Genomic DNA, 20,587 nt, shown 5'->3' on the forward strand with positions numbered 1-20,587 from the left:
GTGGATCGGCGGAGAACGTGGACGGGCTCTCGCCTGACAAGACCCTCCACCCCACGGGCCGCGACCTGTACGTGCACACCAGTGAGACGGGCCACCTCGCCGAAACCGCCGACGTACGGCTGACGGGTGTGACGCTCCCGGCTCGACCGTGCAAGGGGGCACCTCGTCCCGGCGGATGTCGGCCCTCGAAGCAGCGCCGGCGCACAGCCGGTGGCCCTCTCGGCGTCGTGCCAGGCGACACGGGCAGCGGAGCGGAGGAGCGGTACTACCGTGTCCGCCTACCGTCGGTGTCCGCACGCGGCGGCTGGGACCTTCCCACTCGCCACGTGCGGCCTTCCGCACGGTGTCTGCCACCTCCAGGTGCCGCTGGAGGGACAGAAGGTCGCGCCCTGGGCAGCGGATTCCGGCACGAGCCGCACGGGTCGGGCTGGGCGAGACGGTGGCCGCAACCGGGGCAGTAGGCGGCCCCTGGTTTCTGTGGAGCACCGCGGGCTCACCAGCTGGCAGCCCGTGTTCACATAGAAAGTCTGGCAGCTCCGCTGCCCGACGGCGTACGAACGCTCGGACACCGCGGCGTTGCGGCCCCTGCTGCCGGGAGGCGAGGGCCTCGGCCGCCGTGTCGGGCGGGCACTTCAGGAACACATGCCCTGTCCGGTGTTCCGGCAGCGGTCGCAGACGCAGTCGGCGCACCGCGGGCAAAGGTTGAACTGCGGAGCGGGGGGAAGCCGAACTGGAAGCCGGCGCCCGACCCCTACTCCTCGCACCGGTCCCGGTAGTTGTCGCTGAAGCAGATCTCTCCGTCGTTCACGCTGTCCCCGATGACCTCGTCGTGCACACCGCGCCGCATTTGACGTATCCAGGGGCACCGCTGCGACTTCCGCTTCGTGGAAGAAGTGCGCATGTTGTATCTGCTCACTGACCGCCCGGCCACTGAGCACAGCACGAGCGGCGACGTATCGGCAGACCCGCGGTCTCCGCCACGGAAGCGTGGCCGAGACCGCGGGTGTGGGAGGTCCGAGCTGAGGACGACCTCTACGGGCTCACTTCGCCCAGCCGATGAGCTCGGGCGGGCCGAGGGTGCCGTAGTTGCCGTAGAACTGAGCCGCGCCGAAGTTCGCCAGACCCTTCTTCACGACCCAGATGGTGGGGCCGTTGTGGGTGGGCATGATGCCGTAGGTCTTCATGGCCTGGAGCTCGACCTTGTTGCCGGCCTTGATCTGCTTGTCCAGGGTCGGCAGGTCGGTCACGGCCTTCGTCTCCTTGTCCATGCTCTTCGGCACGGAACGCGACACGTTGAGGCTGGAGTCGGAGCAGTACATCTGGCAGATGTACAGGATGCCGTTCGGGTCGCTGGAGATGAAGCCCATACCGAAGATGTCGAAGGCGCGCTTGGTGAACACCTTGTTGAAGTCGGCGGAGGGGTGGGCGTCGATCGTCAGCTTGACGCCGATGTTCTTCATCATCTGTGCCAGTGCGGTGGCCCTGGCCTTGGTGGTGGCACGGTCACCGATGGTCGGGAAGGTCAGCTCAAGCTTCTGGCCGCCCTTGGCCCGGATCCCGTCCGAACCCACCTTCCAGCCTGCCGCGTCCAGGTCCTTCTTCGCCTGGTCGGCGTTGAATTTCACCAGCTTGCCGAAGTTGTCCTGGTACCCCTTCTGGAAGGGGAACAGAAGGAAAGAGCCGGGCAGCGGCTCCGTGTAGTTCAGCCCCTGGAAGGTGATCTTGGCGAGCTGCGAACGGTCGATGCCCTCCATGAGCGCCTTGCGTACTGCCACGTCCTTCAGCTGCGGCGAGGTGCTGTTGAAGACCAGCAGGTTGTTGGAGGTCGTCGTGCCGCGGCGCACGTCGATGCCCTTGACCGACTTGACCTGGTTGAGCTGGTCGGCGTCCTGCGGGTGGACGGCGTCGATCTGACCGTTCTTGAAGGCGTTGATGGAGGCGCTCTCCTCCATCTGCACGAACGTGAACTCGTCCAGGTGCGGCTTGGCACCCCACCACTTCGGGTTGGGCTTGTAACTGACCGTGCCGCCCTTGGCGTCGAACTTGGAGATGGTGTACGGGCCGGCGCCCCACTCCGGGTGCGGCTTGCTGACGTACGCCTTGTTGAACGCGTCGGCCGTGGCGATGTGGGGGTTGATGACGTTGGAGAACAGTGACTTCCAGTAGACGAACGGTCCGTCGAAGGTGACGATCGCCTCCTTGGCGTTCTTGCCCTTCTTCACGGAGGCGATGCTGGAGTAGCCGTCACTGGATCCGACGACGTAGTCCTTGTCCTTGCCGTTCAGCGCGTGCCAGGTGTCCCGGAAGGTCGTCCAGTCCATCTCCTGGCCGTCGTTCCACTTGGCCTTCGGGTTGATGTCGTAGGTGACCTGGGTCTTGCCGGCCACCGTCGTCATCTTGACGTCGGTGAGGTAGTCCTTGTTGAAGGTGATGTTGCCCTTCGGATCGTTGAAGGACAGCTGCGGCTGGTAGAACCAGTCGATCTTTGAGGTGTACAGGGACGCGTTGCCCTGAAGTCCGTTGAGCTGGTCGGGGATCTCGACGATCGGCAACGTCATCTTGCCGCCCTGCTTCAGGTTGCTCGCAGGCTGCGGGTTGTACGCGGTGAGTACCTGGGCCTCCGAGGTGGCGCCCTTGGTCTTCTTCTTCCCGGAGTTGTCGGTGTTGCCACCGCTGCACCCCGATAGAACGAGGGAAGCGGCGGCGGCGAGTGCCATCCCGCCCAGTGCGAGTCTTCTCATGGCGGCCTTTCAGGTCAGCTGTCTGCCGTGGTGAACGTGTCCGCGAAGTGGCATGCGTCGCGGTGGTCCTGTCTCCCCCTTTCGGTCAGCCGCGGAGTCACTCCGCGACACTGTTCCTTCTGGGGATCCGACAGCGTCAGGTGGAGCGGACACCGGGTGATGAATCCGCATCCGGGCCGGTCGTCGGTCGGACTGGGGAGGTCACCCTTGAGCAGGATCCGTTCCCGGGTGCGCTCCGCGACCGGGTCCGGCAGCGGGATCGCCGAGAGCAGGGCCCTCGTGTACGGGTGCCTTGGCTTGTTGAAGACGGCGTCGGTCGAGCCGGTCTCCACGATCCGTCCCAGGTACATCACCGCCACGCGGTCGGAGATGTGGCGCACCACCGACAGATCGTGAGCGACGAAGAGGTAGGAGAGGCCGAGTTCGGCCTTGAGGTCGTTGAGCAGGTTGATGACACCGGCCTGTACCGACACGTCGAGCGCGGAGACCGGTTCGTCGAGGATGAGCAGCTTCGGCCTGGTCGCCAGAGCTCGGGCGATGCCGATGCGCTGACGCTGTCCCCCGGAGAACGCGGCGGGAAACCGTTCGTGGTGCTCCGGGTCGAGACCCACCAGGTCCATCAGTTCCGCCACTTGCGCGGCGATTTTCTTCTTGTCGCGTTCTCCCACCGCGCGCAGCGGCTCCGCGAGAATGTCGAAGACCGTCATGCGTGGGTCGAGGGAGCCCATGGGGTCCTGGAAGACCATCTGGATGTCCCGGCGCACTTCGCTGATGTCCTGCTTGCGCCGCAGCTCCGCCACGTCCCGGCCACGGATGGCGATGCGGCCCTGCTCCGGCGGTCTGAGGCCCATGATCTCCAGGAGGGTGGTTGTCTTGCCGCACCCCGATTCCCCGACCAGCCCGAGGGTTTCGCCCTCATGAATGGTCAGATCGATGCCGTTGACGGCGAAGACGGTGCCCACCCTGCGCTTGAGGAGACCGCCCTTGGTCAGGGGGAAGGTCTTCGTGACGCCGGAGAGTTCCAGCACCGTGCGCCGTTCCTCGCCGGAGGACAACGCGTTCTCAGTGACGCGGCGTTCGGGCACCGGGTAGACGGTGGCGCCGTCGATGGCGCCGTCGCTGATCTCGGCTGAGCGGCGGCACGCGGTCAGGTGCGCGGCTGCCGTGGTCTCCGCCTCGGCGCCGCCCACCGGTGACAGCGGGGGTTCCGCCTCCCGACAGGCGTCCTCCACCACGGGACAGCGGTCGGCGAACGGGCAGGCGTCGGCCAGGTCGACCAGCAGTGGCGGGGTGCCGGGCACTGGGACCAGGGCGTCCCGGCCGCTGGAGTCCAGCCGAGGGATGGCACCCATCAGGCCGATGGTGTACGGCATCCGCGGCGCGGCGAACAACTGGTCCACCGGAGCGCGTTCGACGGACCGTCCGGCGTACATGACCACGACGTCGTCGGCGGAGCCCGCCACCACGCCGAGGTCGTGGGTGATCATGATGACGGCCGCGCCGGTCTCGCGCTGGGCGGTCTTGAGCACGTCGAGGATCTGTGCCTGGACGGTGACGTCGAGGGCGGTGGTCGGCTCGTCGGCGATGATCAGGTCGGGATCGTTGGCTATCGCCATGGCGATGACCGCGCGCTGGCGCATGCCGCCGGAGAACTCGTGCGGGAACCCCTTGGCCCGCCGGTCCGGATTGGGGATACCGACCAGGTCCAGCAGCTCCACCGCACGTTTCCACGCCGCGGCGGACGACAGGTTCTGGTGGATCTGCAGGGCCTCGACGATCTGCGAACCGATGCTGAAGATCGGGGTGAGCGAGGAGAGAGGATCCTGGAAGATCATGCCCATCTGCCGACCGCGGACCTTCGAGAGCTGTTTGTCGTCGAGTTCCAGGAGGTTGTCCTCGCCCAGCGTGGCGTGGCCGGAGACCGAGGCGTAGTCGGGCAGCAACCCCATGAGGGCCATGGAGGTCACCGACTTGCCCGAGCCTGATTCGCCCACGATGCCCAGGGTCCGGCCGCGGTGCAGGTCGAAGGAGACGCCACGGACGGCGTCGACCCGGCCGGCCTCGGAGGGGAAGGTTACTTTCAGGTCGCGTACCGACAGCAGTGGCTGCGCAGTCCCGGACTCGGACGCGACGGTGCGCTGGTCGATCATGCGCGGCCTCCAGACTGTGAGGTGGGGTCGAGGGCGTCACGCAGACCGTCTCCGATGAGAGCCATCGCCACGGTGAGCAGCACGACCATGACGGCGGGCAGGTAGAACAGCCAGGGAGCGGTGGACAGGGTGTGCTGGCCGTCCGCGAGCATGGTGCCCAGCGAGACATCGGGTTGTTTGACGCCGAAGCCGATGAAGGACAGCGCGGTCTCGGCCTGCACCGTCGAGGCGACGCCGAGCGTGAACGTCACGATGAGCAGCGAACCGATGTTGGGCACCAGGTGTCGCAGGATCGTGCGCAGCGGGCTGACGCCCATGAAACGGGCGGCCATGACGTACTCGCGCTCTCGCAGCGAGGTCGCCAGCGACCAGATCACTCGGGAGGTGAGCATCCACCCGAAGACCGTCAGTACCACGACCAGCACCTGCCACTGGCCCCGGTAGTGTGTGCCGACCAGCGCGATGATCAGGAACGAGGGCAGGATCAACAGGAAGTGCACGAACCCGAGCATCGCCCGTTCGACCTTGCCGCCGAAGTAGGCGGCCGTCGTACCGAACAGCGCAGCGATGGTGGTGGTGAGCAGCGAGACCGACACCGCGATGATGATCGACCTGCTCAGGCCGTGCACCAGTTGGGCGTAGGTGTCGTTGCCCGCGCCGTTGGTGCCGAAGAGATGCCCGTCCACGCCCGGCGCGACGCTGAGGGAGGTGAAGTCCGCCTCCTGGTAGTTCCAGTGCGTCAGGAAGGGGCCGACGATCGAGAACAGTACGAGCAGGAAGAAGAGGACCAGCCCGGCGAGCGCCGGCCTGTTGCGCGTGAAGCGACGCAGGTAGAGCTTGGCCGGGGAGAGCCGCTTCCTCCTGCCCGTCTCGCCCGTGTGGGCGCCTTCGGTGTCGGGGGGCAGTGGACTGTCGGTTTCCGGGCCGTGGCTAGGTGTGTTGATGGCCATGTCAGCTCACCCGGATCCTGGGGTCGAGGGCCACGATGACGACGTCGGCGAGAATGGCGCCGATGGCCGTCATCAAGGCGCCGAAGGCAGCGACTGCGACGGCACCGTGCACATCGTTGGTGCTGATCGTCTTGACGAAATACTCACCCATGCCGTGCCAGGCGAAGACGGTCTCGGTGATCACCGCACCGGTGAACAGCGCCGGCATCGCGAAGGCCACCTGGGTGGCGACCGGGATGATCGAGGTCCGCAGCCCGTGTCGGTAGATCGCCTGTTGCCTCGTCAGCCCCTTGGCCCGCGCGGTGCGGACGTAGTCCGAGTTGATGTGGTCCAGCAGCAACGAGCGTTGCAGCAGGTGGTACCCGGCGTAGGAGATGAAGGTGAGTGAGATGGTCGGCAGGATCGCGTGCGTGAACCTGGAGGCGAACACCCCCCAGAACCCCGAGACGTCGGGGTTCTGCGCTCCCGCGACCGGCAGCAGCGTGGTGCCGAGCGCCTGGTTCAAGGCGATGGCCCCGAGCACGACGGCGAGCGCCGCCACCGCTGAGGGGGTGTTGAAGGACAGCACCGAGAGTCCCTGCCACGCGCGGTCGCTGAACTTGTACTGTCGCGACGCGGTGTAGACGCCCAGGGCGACCCCGAAGACGATGGCGAGGATCGTCGACCCCAGAACCAGCTGTCCGCTCACCAGGATGCGGTAGGCGACCTGGTCGTTCACGCTGCCGCCGGTGGGGGACCGTCCCCAGTCGAAGTGCAGCACGATCCCGCTCATCCAGTGCCACCAGCGGTCCAGCACTGGCGTGTTCGGGTTGAGGTTGTAGAGGGCCAGCGAATGGTTGATCTGGGCTGGAGTTCGCGGTGGCCGCAAAGCCGTGTAATTGGAAGCGGGCTTAAGGAATGCGTTGGCGAGAAAATAGGTCAGATTTGTCGCCAGAACGATCATCAAGAACCAGCCGACCGCTTTGCGGGCGATATATCGCAGCACTTTTCGCCGCCCTTTCGGGGATGACGGGGCGCGTTGGGCCGTACGTCCAGTAAGGGTGGCTGGACGTCTGGCGAGGTGTGTTCGGGCACGGGTCACGCGCCGCCGGACGAGGGGCTATTACTCGGACATGTTTACAGAACCGCTGGCGTCACCCAGTACTGCGCTGACGCGACCATATTGACGGATGGCACGGAGCGGAGTGGAGCGCTGGCCATAGGGCGACAACCTCACGGTGAAGTGCGCGAAATTCAACGAAGCAGCGCCATTCGGCAGCGCTGAAGCTGACAATCGCAAGTGCGTGTATGGCACGTCAAGGCTGGTCAGGTCGCGATCCGATTAAGTCTACGACCCATAGCGGTCATGCCGGTACAAAAACCGGCGATGTCCTGGTGGTGAGGCGGTGAACGGCCAGGGAGGTCGCCTTACCGGGCCCGTTGACGGACGCGGGGGAGTGAAGTGCGGTTCGCGCGGCACGAGTTGAAGCGTCGCGCAGGACCAACTGATGCGGCGACCTGCCGAGCTCGGGCGGCGGTCGGCGGTGCGCAGCCCCGCGGGACGGCGTGACTACTGACTGCCTGCACCCTTCTGCGGGTGCCGGTCGGGATACCCGGCCACCAGTCTGAAGGGCTCGCGGTGTCCGTCGAGAGGCGTGAGGGTGACGATCGTCCCCAGTCGCTCGTCGATGTGGCCTCGTGAGATCGGCCCCGCGGCCGTTTGCGTCGGGCGCAGCCCGACGCGGTGGATGAGTACGAGGTCACGTTCCGGACTCTGGTCCCCGTGCTGCTGGGCATGCTCTGGTCGGTCGTGCCCCGGCTGTTCACGCTGCCGCCGGTCCGCTCGGTCGCCCACGGGCTGGAACGGATCTCGCTGCTGCCCCTGGTCGGGGGCGGGCTGTTCGAATTCGCGACCGGAGTCCTGAACATCCAGCTGGACTACGTCTTCCCCGGTCCCCGCGCCCCGACCCGCCCACCGTCTCGCGCCGCGGGGCTCTGTGACTGACCGGGGGAGGGGTGTCGCTGATGGGCGCGACGAACGCCGGCCGCAGCTTCGACGGGCCGCTGCGGCAGACCGCGGTGCTCCGAGACCACCCGGATCTCCTCGGGGCTGCGTCCCTCGATCAAGTCGACGCGAACGAGTCGCAGCTGAGGCGGCTGCGGGTGCCGGTACGTACTCCGTGCGGAAGCGCGTGATCGGTCGGCCAGAGCCCGACCACCTCGCCGAGCGGCCATGACCCCTGGCGTCGAGAGGTCGGTGTGGGGCCGCTCTGTGCACCACCTGCACCGGTTCATGTCGTTACGCGATTATTTGTGCGTGACTCACATCACATTACCCAGCAGTATCTGAAACATCGTGTCGCAGATAAATTGCGAGTGTCACGGCGGCGTGGAACTCGTGCCCGAGTGGCCGTCGGTGCCCGAGGCGGCGGCGCCGACCTCCGTCCTTCCGCCCCTGTCAGGGGCCCGCGAGCGAGAGAGGACCTTCCGCGATGGAGCAGCAGCACGTCGACGTCCTGGTCATCGGCGCCGGAATCTCCGGCATCAGCGCGGCGCGCCACGTGGCGCGGGCCCTCCCCGGGGCCTCGCTCGCCATCCTCGAACGACGCGCCCGCGTCGGCGGCACCTGGGACCTGTTCCGGTACCCCGGCATCCGCTCGGACTCCGACATGTCGACCTTCGGCTTCGGCTTCCGCCCATGGCGCGACGCGCGCATCCTGGCAGGCGGCGCCGAGATCCGGCAGTACGTCGAGGACGCCGCGGCCGACGAGGGCGTCCTGCGGCACGTCCGCTTCGGCCGCCGCGCGGTCAGCGCCGACTTCTCGCACGACACCGGCCGCTGGACCGTCGAGGTGGAGGACGAGGAGAGCGGCGAGCGCGAGACATACAGCGCGGGATACCTGGTCGGTGCGACCGGCTACTACGACTACGACAAGCCCTACCGTCCCCGCTTCCCCGGCGAGGCCGACTACCGGGGCACCCTGGTCCACCCCCAGCACTGGCCCGAGGGCCTAGACCACGCGGGCAAGCGTGTCGTCGTCATCGGCTCCGGCGCCACCGCGATCACGCTGCTGCCCGCGATGGCCGAACAGGCCGCGCACATCACCATGCTGCAGCGCTCACCCACGTACATCCTCGCCCTGCCCGAGGTCGACCCGGTCACCGCCGTTCTGCGGAAGCTGCGCGCACCGGCGAAGCTGACACACAAGATCGCCCGGACCCGTAACATCGCACTGCAGCGCGGGAGTTACGCCTTCTGCCGCGCGTACCCACGCCTGGCCCGCAAGGTGCTCCTCGGGCTGGTGCGGGCGAAAGCCGGCAAGAGCGTCGACATGCGCCACTTCAGTCCGCGCTACAAGCCGTGGGACCAGCGCCTGTGCGTCGTTCCCGGCGGCGACCTGTTCAAGGTGCTCAAGAGCGGCAAGGCGTCGATCGCCACCGACCACATCGACACGTTCACCGCCGACGGCATCCGCCTCAAGTCCGGCGAGGAACTCAAGGCGGACATCGTCATCACCGCCACCGGGTTGAGCGTCCGCCTGCTGGGCGGCATGGCCCTCACCGTCGACGGCCACCCGGTGGACGTCACCAACCGGGTCCTCTACAAGGCCGTCCTGCTCGAGGGCGTACCCAACATGTCCCTCGTCATCGGCTACACCAACGCCTCCTGGACTCTCAAGGCCGACCTCGCCGCCTCCTACACCGCCCGCCTGCTGACACACATGCGGCGCCACGGGCACGACATCGCCACACCGGTCGCCTCCGACGGCGACCGGTCCGAGTTCTCCGTGATGGGCGAGGCGCTGACCTCCGGATACATCGCCCGCGCCAACGACGTCATGCCGCGCCAGGGCACCCGCGACCCCTGGCGGCTGTGGAACAACTACTACCGCGACCGCGCCCTGCTCCAGGACGCCCCGATCGACGACAGCGCGCTGCGCTTCGCCAAGGCGCACACCCCGCACACGACCGAGCCACCGGCCACGGACGCCGCGCCCGCCACGGACACCGCGGCCGACGCCGGGACGACGACCCGCGCCGCCTGACGCACCCGCCGGCGCCACCGACACCGCCCCGCACCGCCGCTCCACCCGCCCGCACCGCGCGCCCGCCCCCCGGGATCCGCCGAGCCGACATCGAGGACGAAGATGACCGCGAACCTGACCAGGAAGGTCTACGACGAGCGCCTGCGAACCCTGTCCGAGGGCTCCGTCAACGTCAACTTCAACGCCTTCACCGACATCGCATGGGACGACCCCGAGTTCGCCGTCGACTTCACGGACCCGCGCTGGGTGCTCACCAGCGCGGACGCCCTGGGAGCCCACCCCTGGTACCAGGAGCAGCCGCTCGAGACGCAGATCCGCATCGGGATCTGGCGCTGGGCGGTGATCGCCAAGGTGGGCATGCAGTTCGAGAACCTCCTCATGCGAGGAGCACTGGACTACATCTACCAACTGGACAACCGCAACGAGGAGTTCAGGTATCTCACCCACGAGATCACCGAAGAGACCCACCACACCCAGATGTTCCAGGAACTCGTCAACCGCACCGGCGTGGACACCGCGGGCGGCAAACGCTGGTTCCGCCGGCTCAGCCGTGTCCTGCCGCTGGCCGGATCGCTCTACCCCGAAGCGTTCTTCACCGGCATCCTGGCCGGCGAGGAGCCCATCGACCACCTGCAGAAAGCGGCCCTGCGCAGCGGCGAGCCCGTGCACCCCCTCCCGCGGCGCATCATGCAGATCCACATCGCCGAAGAGGCCCGGCACATCTCCTTCGCCCACGAGTTCCTGCGCCTGCGCGTCCCGCGTTTCGGCAAGGCGCGCCGCGGCGCCCTGTCCGTCCTCTTCCCGCTGATCATGCGGGTCCTGTGCGACGTCATCATGATCCCTGACCGGAAGTCCGCCGCGCACGTCGGCATCCCCGCCTGGGTGATCAAAGACGTCTTCTGGAAGTCCGAGGCCGGCCGGAAGACGCTCCACAGCCTCTTCTCCGACGTACGGATGCTCGCCGAGGACATCGGCCTGATGAACAAGGTGTCCCGCCCGCTGTGGAAGGCCCTGCGCATCGACGGCCGCCCGGCGCGCTTCCGCGGCGAGCCCGTCCCGCACACGGACTGACCACACCCGCACGCCCCCACGCCCTTCCGCGAACGGAGACCAGCCCGCCGTGCCGTACGTCGTCACCCGATCCTGCTGCGCCGACGCCTCCTGCGTGCTGGCCTGCCCGGTCAACTGCATCCACCCGGCGCCGGGCGAGCCCGGATTCGCCACCGCCGAGATGCTGTACGTCGACCCGCGCACATGCGTGGACTGCGGCGCCTGCACAACGGCCTGCCCGGTCGACGCCCTCAAACCCCACACGGCGCTCGGCGAAGCGGAACTGCCCTTCGTGGAACTGAACGCCTCCTACTACCGGGACAATCCGCACGACGACCGCGCACCCATGTACGTCGTGCCCAGGCAACGCCCGCTGCCACCAGGCGAGTTGACCGTCGCCGTCGTCGGTGCCGGCCCCGCGGGACTCTTCGCCGCCGACGAACTGCTGCGCCACCCAGGCGTGCGCGTCACGGTCTACGACCGCCTGCCCACCCCGTACGGGCTCGTCCGCGCCGGAGTCGCGCCGGACCACCAGGACACCAAACGGGTCACCGAACTCTTCCGGGCCATCGAGTCCCAGCCCGGTCTCACCTACCGCCTCGGCGTCGAAGTCGGCACCGACGTGCACCACGCGGACCTGCTGCGCGCGCACCACGCGGTGATCCACGCAGTCGGCGCCGCCACCGACAAGCGCCTCGGCATCGAGGGCGAGGACCTGCCCGGCAGCGTCTCGGCGACCGACTTCGTCGCCTGGTACAACGGCCACCCCGACCGCGCGCACGACGACCATCCTCTCGACACCGAGCGCGCCGTCGTCGTCGGCAACGGCAACGTCGCCCTGGACGTCGCCCGTATCCTCACCGCCGACCCCGAGGCCCTGGCCCGCACCGACATCTCCGACCGGGCGCTCGCCGCCCTGCGCGGCAGCAAGATCCGCGAGGTCGTCCTCCTGGGCCGCCGAGGCCCGGCCCAGGCGGCGTTCACCGTGCCCGAACTGCTCGCGCTGCTCGCCCTCAAGGACGTGGACGTCACGGTCGAGGGCCGTCCCGACGACCTTGCATCCGATGCCACCGACAAGACCCGCCTCCTGTCCCGGCTGGCCGAACGCACCCCCGTCGAGGGCCGCCGCCGTATCGTGCTGCGCTTCTTGACGGCTCCCGTCCGGCTCATCGGCCAGGACGCCGTGCGGGCCGTGGAGATCAGCCCCACGACCCTGCGTACCGACGAGGACGGCACGGTACGCGCCGTGCCCACCGGCGAGACGCAGACCCTGGAGACCGGCCTTGTCCTGCGCTGCGTGGGCTACCGCGCCCGCCCGGTCCCCGGCCTGCCCTTCGACGACGACAGCGCGACCGTCCCGCACGAGAACGGCAGGGTCGAGCCCGGCGTCTACGTCGCGGGCTGGATCAAACGCGGCCCGACCGGCTTCATCGGCACGAACAAGACCTGCGCCCAGGAGACGGTCGCCTCCCTCCTGGACGACTTCGCCGCAGGCCGCCTCACACCGCCGGTCTCCGACGCCGCCGTGCCCGCCGGCGCGCTGGGCCTGGCCGCCTGGCGTGCGATCGACCGGGCGGAACGGGCGGCGGGCCGGGCCCAGGGCCGCCCCCGCGTCAAGCTCACCGACCCGCGCTCCCTGCGGCACGCCGCGGCACAGACCGTACCAGCGGCTCGCGGCTGACCTCCGCGCCGCGCGGCGGAGCACGCCCCGGTCATGGCGCTGTCATCGCCCTTCCAGGTCCGCCACGCGCTGCCGCGGCGACAACTCCACGCCCAGGTCCCGCAGCGCCGCGTCAAGGACCGCCCACACCGAGCGGCACAGCATCTCGCGCAGTTCCTCCTCGGACAGTTCACGCTCCGGGTCGCGCACCCACTGGTTGACGCAGGTGTCCACGAACCCGACGATCCCCACCGCCACCGACCTGATCGGCGCCTGCCGCACCCCGAACGCCGCCAGCACGTCCTTGAACCGCTCGCCGAGCATCAGCGCGATGGCCGTCTTGGCGTCCGCCACCAGCGAGCCGTCGCCCATCGCGTGCTCCCCGACGCCCATGTACGCGTACAGGCGCGGGTGCTGAGCCACCCAGTCCAGGTGCGCACCGACGACACGGCGCACGGCCTCCTCGACCGTCCCCTCGAAGGTGAGAGTCGGCTCCATGCGCCGCATGAACGACTCCACCACCCGCCGACGGATCATCTCCTCCAGCGAGGCACGGTCCTTGAAATGCCGGTACAGCACGGAACGCGGCAGACCCACCCGCTCCGCCAGGCGCTGCACCCGGAAGCGCGCGCCTTCTTCCTCGATGAGGGCGACCGCCGCGTCCACCAACTCGAGCTGACGCTGCGCCTTGTGCTCGTCCCAGCGGGTGGAGCGCCCGTCGATCTGCGGCTCACCGCCGGTTCTGTCCGCCATGCCCCCAGGATATCGGCCGACGTGAGGGGCCGACCGTCCGGACGCCGTCACGGCGACTTGCGGAACACCAGCAGCAGCCCCACCGCGTACCAGCCCGAGAACACCGCCCCGCATCCGTACAAGGACCACCGCACCAGGGGCTGCGCCGGTGCCACGCCACGGGCCACGGGAATCAGCAGCAGGGGCAGGACCGGCAGTATGAAGCGGGGGCTCGAATACGGGGATCCGGGAGTGCCCAGCATGAGGACGTAGACCCCGGCGGCGGCGAGCACCAGCGGCCAGGGGACCGAGCGGTCCAGGACGAGAGCGGTCAGGGCGACCGCCGTCAGCAGGATGACGGCCAGCACGACGGCCTGCCGGATGTCGAACTCGTGGAACCGCGCCACCTGTTCGAGGAAGACCAGCTTGCCCGCGCCGAAGTCGAAGGACTGTCCCCAGGCTCTTTCCGCCTCGAACCAGCCGTCGACGCGCCCGACCCGGCTGCCGATGTAGAGCCAGCTGACGCACAGCCCGACAGGCGCGAGAGCCAGGGCCGCGAGCGGACGCAGTGCGTCGGGCGCCCAGCTCGCGCGCCGCTCCCACAGCGCCCGCAACGCGGCGAACGCGATGACGCCGACGAGGACCATCGTCGTCGGCCGCACGAGCCCGGCCACCATGCACAGCACCCCGGCCGTGACCCAGCGCCGCGCCACGAGCGCCACCAGACACCAGAAGAGCGCGGCCGAGAAGACGGCTTCCGAGTACGGCACCCACAGCGCGAACGCGTACGGCGAACACGTCCACAGGGCGACGCACGCGAATCCCACCGCCCGGCCCGCGAGCGAGCGCACCAGTGTGTGGATGCCCGCCGCGGCGAGGGCGCCGCACACCCAGACGACGACCACACCCGCCCAGGGGAAGGCCAGGCCCGTGAACAGGTGGGTGGCCCGGACGAGGGCGGGCAGGAGCGGGAAGAAGGCGAGCCGGGACCAGCGCGGCGTGCCGTCGGGGAGGTAGCGGATCTCGCTGGGATATCCGTGCTCGGCGATGCCGAGATAGTTTCCGCTGTCCCAGCGCCGCAGCACGGACTCGGGTGGGTGGCCGAGCCGGTGGGCGAGCACGAGCAGGACCGCGAAACCGACGAGTGAGACGGCGACGTACACACCGGTCGCCAGGTGTGCCTCACGGCGGTCGAACCGGATCGTGACCGGCCGGCGCCTCAGCCGTGCCGACAGGCCCGCGTGGGGAGGCGCCTTCGCGGTCCCGGGCGGCGGGGCATGCCGCGAGGGCGGCGCATACGGCTCGGTCATGCGGGCAGGCCGTGGACCGACGGCGTGCGAAACGATTCGGCGTGCGGGGGAGAGGGCTGCGTGTGCTCCGGTCGCCGGAGGTGCCGGGCACCGCGGACGGGCCGGACCGGACTGAGCACCGCACATCCGGCAGCCCGGCGGAGCGCCACGGTCTCTGTCACCCTCACCATCTGCTCCCGCGTCGAAATGTCACCAATAGTGAGTTTTTTACCATGGTTGAGGTCGCGCCCATGGCTGTGGCGCCACGTATGTCGCGGTTCGGTGTGCAGAGCGGGGGTGATACCGCGGCGCCGGCCCGGAGCTCGTCGGGGAAGCGGCCTGTGGGGCGCTGTTTCGAAACGGTGTGGCGGCCGGGCGGCCATGATGCCAAAATCAGCCGGCGCTTGATCCACATCCGCGTTCCGGAGGTCTCCATGGACGTCGCCTCGCTGCTGCCGTTGACCACACCCCGGTTGACGCTGCGTCTGTTCACTCCCGGCGACGCCGACGACCTGTACGCCTATCAGAGCCTGCCGAGCGTGGCCCGCTACTTGTACCGTCCGGCCCACACACGTGAGCGCAGCGAGGAGGTCGCCGCCGAGCGCGCGGCTCACACGGTCTGGCGCGCCGATGGGGACAAGCTGGCGCTCGCTGTCTGCCGACGCGACGAGCCCGGCGTCCTCGGCGAGGTGAGCCTCACCTTGGCCGATGCCCGCGCCGCCCAGGCCGAGATCGGCTGGACGCTCGACCCGGGCCACCAGGGGCACGGTTACGCGACCGAGGCGGCCGCGGAGCTGGCCGCGTTCGCCTTCGACACCCTAGGTGTGCACCGGATCTACGCACGGCTGGACGTGGAGAACACCGGGTCCGTGCGAGTCTGTGAGCGCCTCGGAATGCGCCGGGAGGCGCACCTGGTCGAGAACGACCTCGACGGGGACCGCTGGGGCAGCGAGTACATCTACGCGGCCCTGTCCGCGGATCTCGGCGCTCGATCAGGCCATTGAGTTCGACCGAGTTCGACGCCGCCTCCTGGCCCTGGCCTTCCATCGGGTTGCAGCCGGGCCGACTTCGCGGGACGGCTTCACGGACCGGCTGAGGGGTGTCGGGCGACGTACCGACCCGTGGCCCGCAGTCCGCGACCTGGGCGCCGTCGCTGTTGAGCGGGCGCAGACCGGCGGGTACGTCATCGGTTGGGTTCCCGACTCACCGGTGACGGGCACCGCGTGCGACGGGCGGCCGGGCCGATCCGCAGGTCGAAGGAGCGTTCCTGAGGGAAAGGGGCGGCCACGGTCCACGGCAGCAGGGCGGGGGAGCCGGGGCGGCGGGGGCCACCTACACATTGGGGTGGGTCCAGTGCCGGTCCCCAGGGGGGCGCAGACGGTCCGGGCCCGGTCCTGGGGGTGGCAGACGGCGGCGGCCAGGCAGATGTGCGGTGGCGCGTCGGCGGGGATCACATCACCGCGGTCGTTCTCGGGTCGAAGAGACCGGTTCCTCAGCTTCGGATCTCGCCGGCCTGCAGCGCGGTGATCTCGTCGGCGAGGTGCGCGCCGAGCCTGCCCCAGCCGTCCTTGTAGCCGTAGACCCCGGCCAGGGTGCGCGCGTCGTAGTCACCGTTCATGATCTCGATGTCCGTCGCTGCGATGAGCGCCGGGTGGGCGACGCCGACGGCCGACGAGACCTTCATCAGCTCCTTGCGCAGGGTGCGCAGGTAGACAGCGGCCCGGGTGGCCTTCGATGTCGGGTCGAGGCCGTTGGCCAGCCGCTGGTTCTGGGTGGCGACCCCGGTGGGGCACTTGTCGGTATGACACTTCTGCGACTGGATGCAACCGATCGACAGCATCGCCTCACGGGCCACGTTGATCATGTCGACGCCCAGAGCGAAAGCGACCGCGGCGTTCTCCGGCAGGCCGAGCTTGCCCGAGCCGATGAAGGTGAGGTCGTCGGTCAGCCCCAGCTCCGCGAAGGTGCCGTAGACCCGGGAGAAGCCCATGCGGAACGGCAGCGACACCGAGTCGGTGAAGATGAGCGGCGCGGCCCCGGTGCCGCCCTCGCCGCCGTCGATGGTCACGAAGTCGACACCGCGGTCCCCACGCGCCATCAGCGCGGCCAGCTCCTGCCAGAAATCCATCTCGCCCACCGCGCTCTTGACCCCGACCGGCAGACCCGTCTCGGTCGCGAGCAGTTCGACGAAGTCGAGCATCGAGTCGACATCGGTGAACGCGGTGTGCCGCGAGGGGGAGGCGCAGTCCTTGCCGAGCGGGATGCCGCGGATCTCGGCGATCTCCGGGGTCACCTTCGCAGCCGGCAACATCCCGCCCAGCCCTGGCTTGGCGCCCTGGGAGAGCTTGATCTCTATCGCCTTGACCGGGGCGCCGGCGACCACGTCCTTGAGCTTGTCGAGGTTGAAGGTGCCGTCCTCGTTGCGGCACCCGAAGTAGGAGGTACCGATCTGCAGGACGAGATCGCCGCCGTTGCGGTGGTACGGCGAGAGGCCGCCCTCACCCGTGTTCTGCATCGCGCCCGCCAGCGCCGCCCCTTTGTTGAGCGCCGTGATCGCCGCGCCGGAGAGCGAACCGAAGCTCATCGCCGAGATGTTCACCACGCTCGACGGCCGGAATGCCTTGGCCCGTCCGCGCGGTCCGCCCAGCACCTTGGCCGAGGGCAGCGGGGCCTGCGGGTCCTGCGAGACGGGTGGCGTGTCGGCGAACGTGCGCTGCTTCAGGTACGCGTGCCCTTGCACGTGCTCGACGTCGATGTCGGTTCCGAACCCGAAGTAGTTGTTCTCCTCCTTCGCCGAGGCGTAGATCCAGGTGCGCTGGTCCCGGCTGAACGGGCGCTCCTCCTCGTTGGAGGTCACGATGTACTGCCGCAACTCCGGCCCTATCCTCTCCAACAGATACCGCGCGTGCCCGATCACCGGGAAGTTCCGCAGCAGTGCGTGCTTCTTCTGGGTGAGGTCGCGGGCGGCCACCAGCGCCAAGGCTGTTGCGGCGGCCGCGCCGATGCTCCGGGCGCGCATGAACGTTCCTCTCCTCGATGCTCGACGCCATCGGCGTGCGGTGGACGTCGTCGTGTCGTGTGGGGCGTTGGGCGGCGGGCACAGCCACGCGGGCGTCAGCGTCCGTCGGAGAACACGAAGCGATACTAAAGGCCGTGAAAACAGGTGTGTTCGTCAGGGGCGGCGCTTCGGCGCCTTGGCCGGCTCCGTCCTGGCGCACCGGCCGTCCAAGAAGCTCACATCGCGCCGGACACGGCTGGGCGTCACCTGGAACCGCGTCACGTGACCCCTCGTCGGCCGGTGTCAGGGTCCCCGGCCGGGATGATGAGTGCTTGGGCGACCCGGGGGAGCGGATGGGGGCACCGCGTGAACATCTCAGCCTGCGCGACGCCCGGCGTGTACGGCACGTACCCGGCCGCGGATGTCGGCGACAACCGAGGAACGGGTGAACGCATCCGTGACCTGGAGCAGCCAGGCGACTTCGGCCGCGACGGTGCCCGGTACCGCGTGCGAAGCCTGGTCCGGGTCCGGCGGGCCGTCGTATCGCAGCCCGGCGCGCCGGTTCTCCAGTGCCGCCGCGATCGCGGCGGCTTCGACCAGCGCGGCGTGCGGCGACGGGCCCGCGGTCTCGGCCACCCAGGCGGGAACTTCGGGGTGGAGGTACGGGCGCAGAGCCATGAGCCCGTCGCGGATCTCGATGACCCGCCGGTAGAGCACGAACTGGGCGAACTGGAGGCTTTCGGCCCTCCAGGAGGGCGCGACCGGGGCGAGTGCGATTTCCGGCAGTTCGGCGTGCAGCGCGGACCACAGTGGTTCCAGGGCCCGGTGGCGGCGCCGCGCCCGGGGCCGGTTCAGGGCCGCAGCGAGCCGCCCGCCCCACAGGGTGATGGTCGCGCCGCCGGCCGCGAGGGTGGCGGTGACCACACCGAGCGATGTGGACACCACGTCCTCTCCGGCCTTTTGCCGCCCGTCCCCGAGGATGGCCGCGATGTCGTCCAGCGACCACAGCGTCCACGCCGCGCCGGTCACGACGGCGGACGTCATCAGCAGCAGGCCCGTGCGCAGCAGACCTGGGCCGGTCCGCCGCAGGTGCCGGACGAGTTCCCGGCCAAGGAGCAGCAGGCACCAGCAGCCGTAGCACATGAAGAGCCCGTTGTACGCGGCGAGTTGCGGGCTGCGTCCGACGCCCGCCACCAGTACGTCTCCCTCGACGGTGCTGTCGCTGAGGAGGAAGAGCAGGGGTGACGCCACCTGGACGGCGACCGCCAGGGCCACCTGCAGCCGTGTCGCCCTGCGGGGTGCGGCCGGGGACCGCAGCGGAAGCGCCGCGAGGACGAGGAAACTCAGACCGGCTGTCATCAGCTCTTGAGTGAGCAGCATGACCGGCCTCTCCACCGGCGTCAGGCGGTCCAGAGCGGCTTGCGTCGCCGGGGCGTCGAGCAGCATCGCCACGCCCATGCACAGCGCGGACCGGCCCAACGAGCCCTGCGCCGGATCGGCCCCCGCACCGCGGTTGGCCATCAGGCGGTTCGCGGCGAAGGCGAGGAAGACCGTGGCCGCGAGATACGCGGTGAGGTCAGCCACGCCGGGTGTTCCGGCTTCTGCGCGTGCCGAACACGGACTCCAGCCTGGTCTGCGGTGTGCCGCGCGGCGGGGCGTGCGGCCCGGCCTCCGCTCGGCACAGGATGAGCGAGGCCAGGAGCTCGGCCTCCCGTTCGAGCGGCTCGGTGTAGACGGTCCTGCCCAGTACCCGCTTGACCAGGGCCCCGGAGAGGTGGGGCAGCAGCGGGGACGCGGCCTCGGAATCGGTCGGCGCGGCCTTGTCGTGGCCGCAGATGAGATGGGCCGCCTCGTGCAGGAGGATGTGCTGCTGATGCAGTGGCGTGGTATCGGTCGCGTACAGGATGCGGTCGGTGTGGTCCGTGGTGACCAGCAGCCCGCAGGGGATGTGCGGAGCGTGAGCGATCGGCACCACTTCGATCGTGCGCTCGCGCGCCCGCCCGAGCATCCCGATGAAGGTCACCGCGTCGAAGGGATCGGGCAGTTCCAGCCCGTCGACGATGCCCCGGCACCGCTCCCACATCCGTCTGGGCCCGTCATCCGCCACGTCGATCCTCTTTTGCACTCCGGGGCCGCCGACCGGTCAGCGCATCGGTCAGTTGCCGCCGGGCCCGGAAGCGCCGTCCTGCTCCCTGCGGGCGATCACATCGATCATGTCGCTGATGGTGCCGACCCCTTCGGCGGAGAGATTGACCGCCCGCAGGGCCACACTGCGCACGCCGGCGTCGCGCAGCGCTCCTAGCAGTTCGAGCTCCTGAGCTATCGCCGCGCCCTGCTCCTCGTCGAAGAAGTACGCGACCGGAACCTGGAAGAACTGGGCCAGCGCCTCCAGGTGGCGCTTGGTCGGGTTGTCCCGCCGCCCGGTGCGCAGCTGCCACAGGTACGTCGCGGAGAAGCTCTCGCCGGTCGCCTCCCGGCACGCCCTGGCGACTTCCTCGTGGCTGTATTGCTCCCGGTTGGGTCTGCGCACGACGCGGAACAGCGCGTCGATCTTCGCCGCCAGCGTCGATGCGCCCGGCGTCGAAGCTTCCGGCCCGGCCATGCGCCACCTCCCTCGCGACTGCGTCCCCAACGGCGTGCGGGAATTACTTCATTCGCGTTCACTTTAGCTGACGGACAGAGCTCGCCATGTCTGAGGAAGACTGGCGAGCGCGGTACCGGGTTGTGCTCGTTCCGGTCGGAACAGGGCAAAGCCGCGGGGGACATGGGCTCACGCCGACCGGCCACGGGACGGTCGCGTCGGCCACGATTCTCCGCCGTCGTCCGACGCGCGCGGAAGACGCGTCGACGTGAGTTCCTTGCCCCGCACCTTGTGGCCGAATCCGCGGGAAGTCAACTAGGATGAAGACTAAGGCACATCACATTCATTCTGGCCTGCATCGAGATCCGGCCCCGGAAGACGGCACCGTCTCCCGTCGGCCGGCGCGCTGTG

At 69.1% G+C, this 20,587-nt stretch carries 15 protein-coding genes and 1 pseudogene; 5 read left to right on the plus strand and 11 right to left on the minus strand.

Annotation, left to right across the window (positions count from 1 at the left end; translation table 11 throughout):
* Positions 1 to 751: 751 nt before the first annotated feature.
* The 5 genes from OFY01_RS00100 to OFY01_RS00120 all read right to left on the minus strand — a co-directional run bounded on the left by OFY01_RS00100 (position 752) and on the right by OFY01_RS00120 (position 6,826).
* Complete coding sequence (locus OFY01_RS00100) at positions 752 to 901, minus strand: hypothetical protein (protein ID WP_266595019.1); 150 nt, start codon at positions 899 to 901, stop codon at positions 752 to 754.
* A gap of 139 nt (positions 902 to 1,040) precedes the next feature.
* The gene (locus OFY01_RS00105; RefSeq protein WP_266595258.1) at positions 1,041 to 2,717 is read right to left on the minus strand and encodes an ABC transporter family substrate-binding protein; all 1,677 of its coding nucleotides are present in this window, start codon (positions 2,715 to 2,717) and stop codon (positions 1,041 to 1,043) included.
* 38 nt (positions 2,718 to 2,755) lie between these two features.
* Complete coding sequence (locus OFY01_RS00110) at positions 2,756 to 4,891, minus strand: ABC transporter ATP-binding protein (RefSeq protein ID WP_266595021.1); 2,136 nt, start codon at positions 4,889 to 4,891, stop codon at positions 2,756 to 2,758.
* Positions 4,888 to 5,841 carry an ABC transporter permease gene (locus tag OFY01_RS00115; protein WP_266595023.1) on the minus strand — a complete coding sequence of 318 codons (954 nt, stop codon included), beginning with the start codon at positions 5,839 to 5,841 and terminating at the stop codon, positions 4,888 to 4,890. Before OFY01_RS00115 ends, OFY01_RS00110 begins: the two co-directional genes overlap by 4 nt.
* Position 5,842: 1 nt before the next feature.
* On the minus strand, positions 5,843 to 6,826 hold the full coding sequence (locus tag OFY01_RS00120) for an ABC transporter permease (RefSeq protein WP_266595025.1): 984 nt from the start codon (positions 6,824 to 6,826) through the stop codon (positions 5,843 to 5,845).
* A gap of 768 nt (positions 6,827 to 7,594) precedes the next feature.
* Between OFY01_RS00120 and OFY01_RS00125 the strand changes: the two are divergent.
* From OFY01_RS00125 to OFY01_RS00140, 4 genes and pseudogenes are all read left to right on the plus strand, one after another.
* Positions 7,595 to 7,914: pseudogene (locus OFY01_RS00125) on the plus strand (molybdopterin-dependent oxidoreductase); the annotation flags it as partial.
* A 398-nt stretch (positions 7,915 to 8,312) separates the two neighbouring features.
* Positions 8,313 to 9,866, plus strand: coding sequence for a flavin-containing monooxygenase (locus OFY01_RS00130; protein ID WP_266595027.1), 1,554 nt, complete (start codon positions 8,313 to 8,315; stop codon positions 9,864 to 9,866).
* Positions 9,867 to 9,968: 102 nt separating this feature from the next.
* A complete protein-coding gene (locus OFY01_RS00135; RefSeq protein WP_266595028.1) occupies positions 9,969 to 10,937 on the plus strand; it encodes an AurF N-oxygenase family protein in 969 nt (322 codons plus the stop codon).
* Positions 10,938 to 10,986: 49 nt separating this feature from the next.
* Complete coding sequence (locus OFY01_RS00140; RefSeq protein WP_266595030.1) at positions 10,987 to 12,597, plus strand: FAD-dependent oxidoreductase; 1,611 nt, start codon at positions 10,987 to 10,989, stop codon at positions 12,595 to 12,597.
* Positions 12,598 to 12,639: 42 nt separating this feature from the next.
* Here OFY01_RS00140 and OFY01_RS00145 read toward each other — a convergent pair whose 3' ends face one another.
* Together OFY01_RS00145 and OFY01_RS00150 are read right to left on the minus strand one after the other, a co-directional pair.
* Positions 12,640 to 13,329 carry a TetR/AcrR family transcriptional regulator gene (locus OFY01_RS00145; RefSeq protein ID WP_266595032.1) on the minus strand — a complete coding sequence of 230 codons (690 nt, stop codon included), beginning with the start codon at positions 13,327 to 13,329 and terminating at the stop codon, positions 12,640 to 12,642.
* Between the two features lie 47 nt (positions 13,330 to 13,376).
* A complete protein-coding gene (locus OFY01_RS00150) occupies positions 13,377 to 14,618 on the minus strand; it encodes a hypothetical protein (protein WP_266595034.1) in 1,242 nt (413 codons plus the stop codon).
* A 413-nt stretch (positions 14,619 to 15,031) separates the two neighbouring features.
* Here OFY01_RS00150 and OFY01_RS00155 point away from each other — a divergent pair, with 413 nt between their 5' ends.
* Positions 15,032 to 15,601, plus strand: coding sequence for a GNAT family N-acetyltransferase (locus OFY01_RS00155; RefSeq protein ID WP_266595260.1), 570 nt, complete (start codon positions 15,032 to 15,034; stop codon positions 15,599 to 15,601).
* 488 nt (positions 15,602 to 16,089) lie between these two features.
* Here the strand turns inward: OFY01_RS00155 and OFY01_RS00160 are convergent, their stop codons facing one another.
* The 4 genes from OFY01_RS00160 to OFY01_RS00175 form a co-directional block, all read right to left on the minus strand.
* Positions 16,090 to 17,616: an FMN-binding glutamate synthase family protein gene (locus OFY01_RS00160; RefSeq protein ID WP_266595036.1), complete on the minus strand. Its 1,527-nt coding sequence runs from the start codon at positions 17,614 to 17,616 to the stop codon at positions 16,090 to 16,092.
* Between the two features lie 354 nt (positions 17,617 to 17,970).
* A complete protein-coding gene (locus tag OFY01_RS00165; RefSeq protein ID WP_266595038.1) occupies positions 17,971 to 19,179 on the minus strand; it encodes an MAB_1171c family putative transporter in 1,209 nt (402 codons plus the stop codon).
* Positions 19,172 to 19,702, minus strand: coding sequence for a ParH-like protein (locus OFY01_RS00170; protein WP_266595040.1), 531 nt, complete (start codon positions 19,700 to 19,702; stop codon positions 19,172 to 19,174). Before OFY01_RS00170 ends, OFY01_RS00165 begins: the two co-directional genes overlap by 8 nt.
* A gap of 48 nt (positions 19,703 to 19,750) precedes the next feature.
* Positions 19,751 to 20,197: a helix-turn-helix domain-containing protein gene (locus OFY01_RS00175; RefSeq protein WP_266595041.1), complete on the minus strand. Its 447-nt coding sequence runs from the start codon at positions 20,195 to 20,197 to the stop codon at positions 19,751 to 19,753.
* Positions 20,198 to 20,587: the final 390 nt, after the last annotated feature.

It is taken from the genome of Streptomyces beihaiensis, from assembly GCF_026274175.1.
Classification (GTDB): Bacteria; Actinomycetota; Actinomycetes; order Streptomycetales; family Streptomycetaceae; genus Streptomyces; species Streptomyces beihaiensis.

What these genes read in the sequence shown, in the direction of transcription:
- OFY01_RS00100 (WP_266595019.1), bottom strand. Translation starts at nt 901, where the DNA reads ATGCGCACTTCTTCCACGAAGCGGAAGTCGCAGCGGTGCCCCTGGATA.
- OFY01_RS00105 (WP_266595258.1), bottom strand. Translation starts at nt 2,717, where the DNA reads ATGGCACTCGCCGCCGCCGCTTCCCTCGTTCTATCGGGGTGCAGCGGT.
- OFY01_RS00110 (WP_266595021.1), bottom strand. Translation starts at nt 4,891, where the DNA reads ATGATCGACCAGCGCACCGTCGCGTCCGAGTCCGGGACTGCGCAGCCA.
- OFY01_RS00115 (WP_266595023.1), bottom strand. Translation starts at nt 5,841, where the DNA reads ATGGCCATCAACACACCTAGCCACGGCCCGGAAACCGACAGTCCACTG.
- OFY01_RS00130 (WP_266595027.1), top strand. Translation starts at nt 8,313, where the DNA reads ATGGAGCAGCAGCACGTCGACGTCCTGGTCATCGGCGCCGGAATCTCC.
- OFY01_RS00135 (WP_266595028.1), top strand. Translation starts at nt 9,969, where the DNA reads ATGACCGCGAACCTGACCAGGAAGGTCTACGACGAGCGCCTGCGAACC.
- OFY01_RS00145 (WP_266595032.1), bottom strand. Translation starts at nt 13,329, where the DNA reads ATGGCGGACAGAACCGGCGGTGAGCCGCAGATCGACGGGCGCTCCACC.
- OFY01_RS00150 (WP_266595034.1), bottom strand. Translation starts at nt 14,618, where the DNA reads ATGACCGAGCCGTATGCGCCGCCCTCGCGGCATGCCCCGCCGCCCGGG.
- OFY01_RS00155 (WP_266595260.1), top strand. Translation starts at nt 15,032, where the DNA reads ATGGACGTCGCCTCGCTGCTGCCGTTGACCACACCCCGGTTGACGCTG.
- OFY01_RS00160 (WP_266595036.1), bottom strand. Translation starts at nt 17,616, where the DNA reads ATGCGCGCCCGGAGCATCGGCGCGGCCGCCGCAACAGCCTTGGCGCTG.
- OFY01_RS00175 (WP_266595041.1), bottom strand. Translation starts at nt 20,197, where the DNA reads ATGGCCGGGCCGGAAGCTTCGACGCCGGGCGCATCGACGCTGGCGGCG.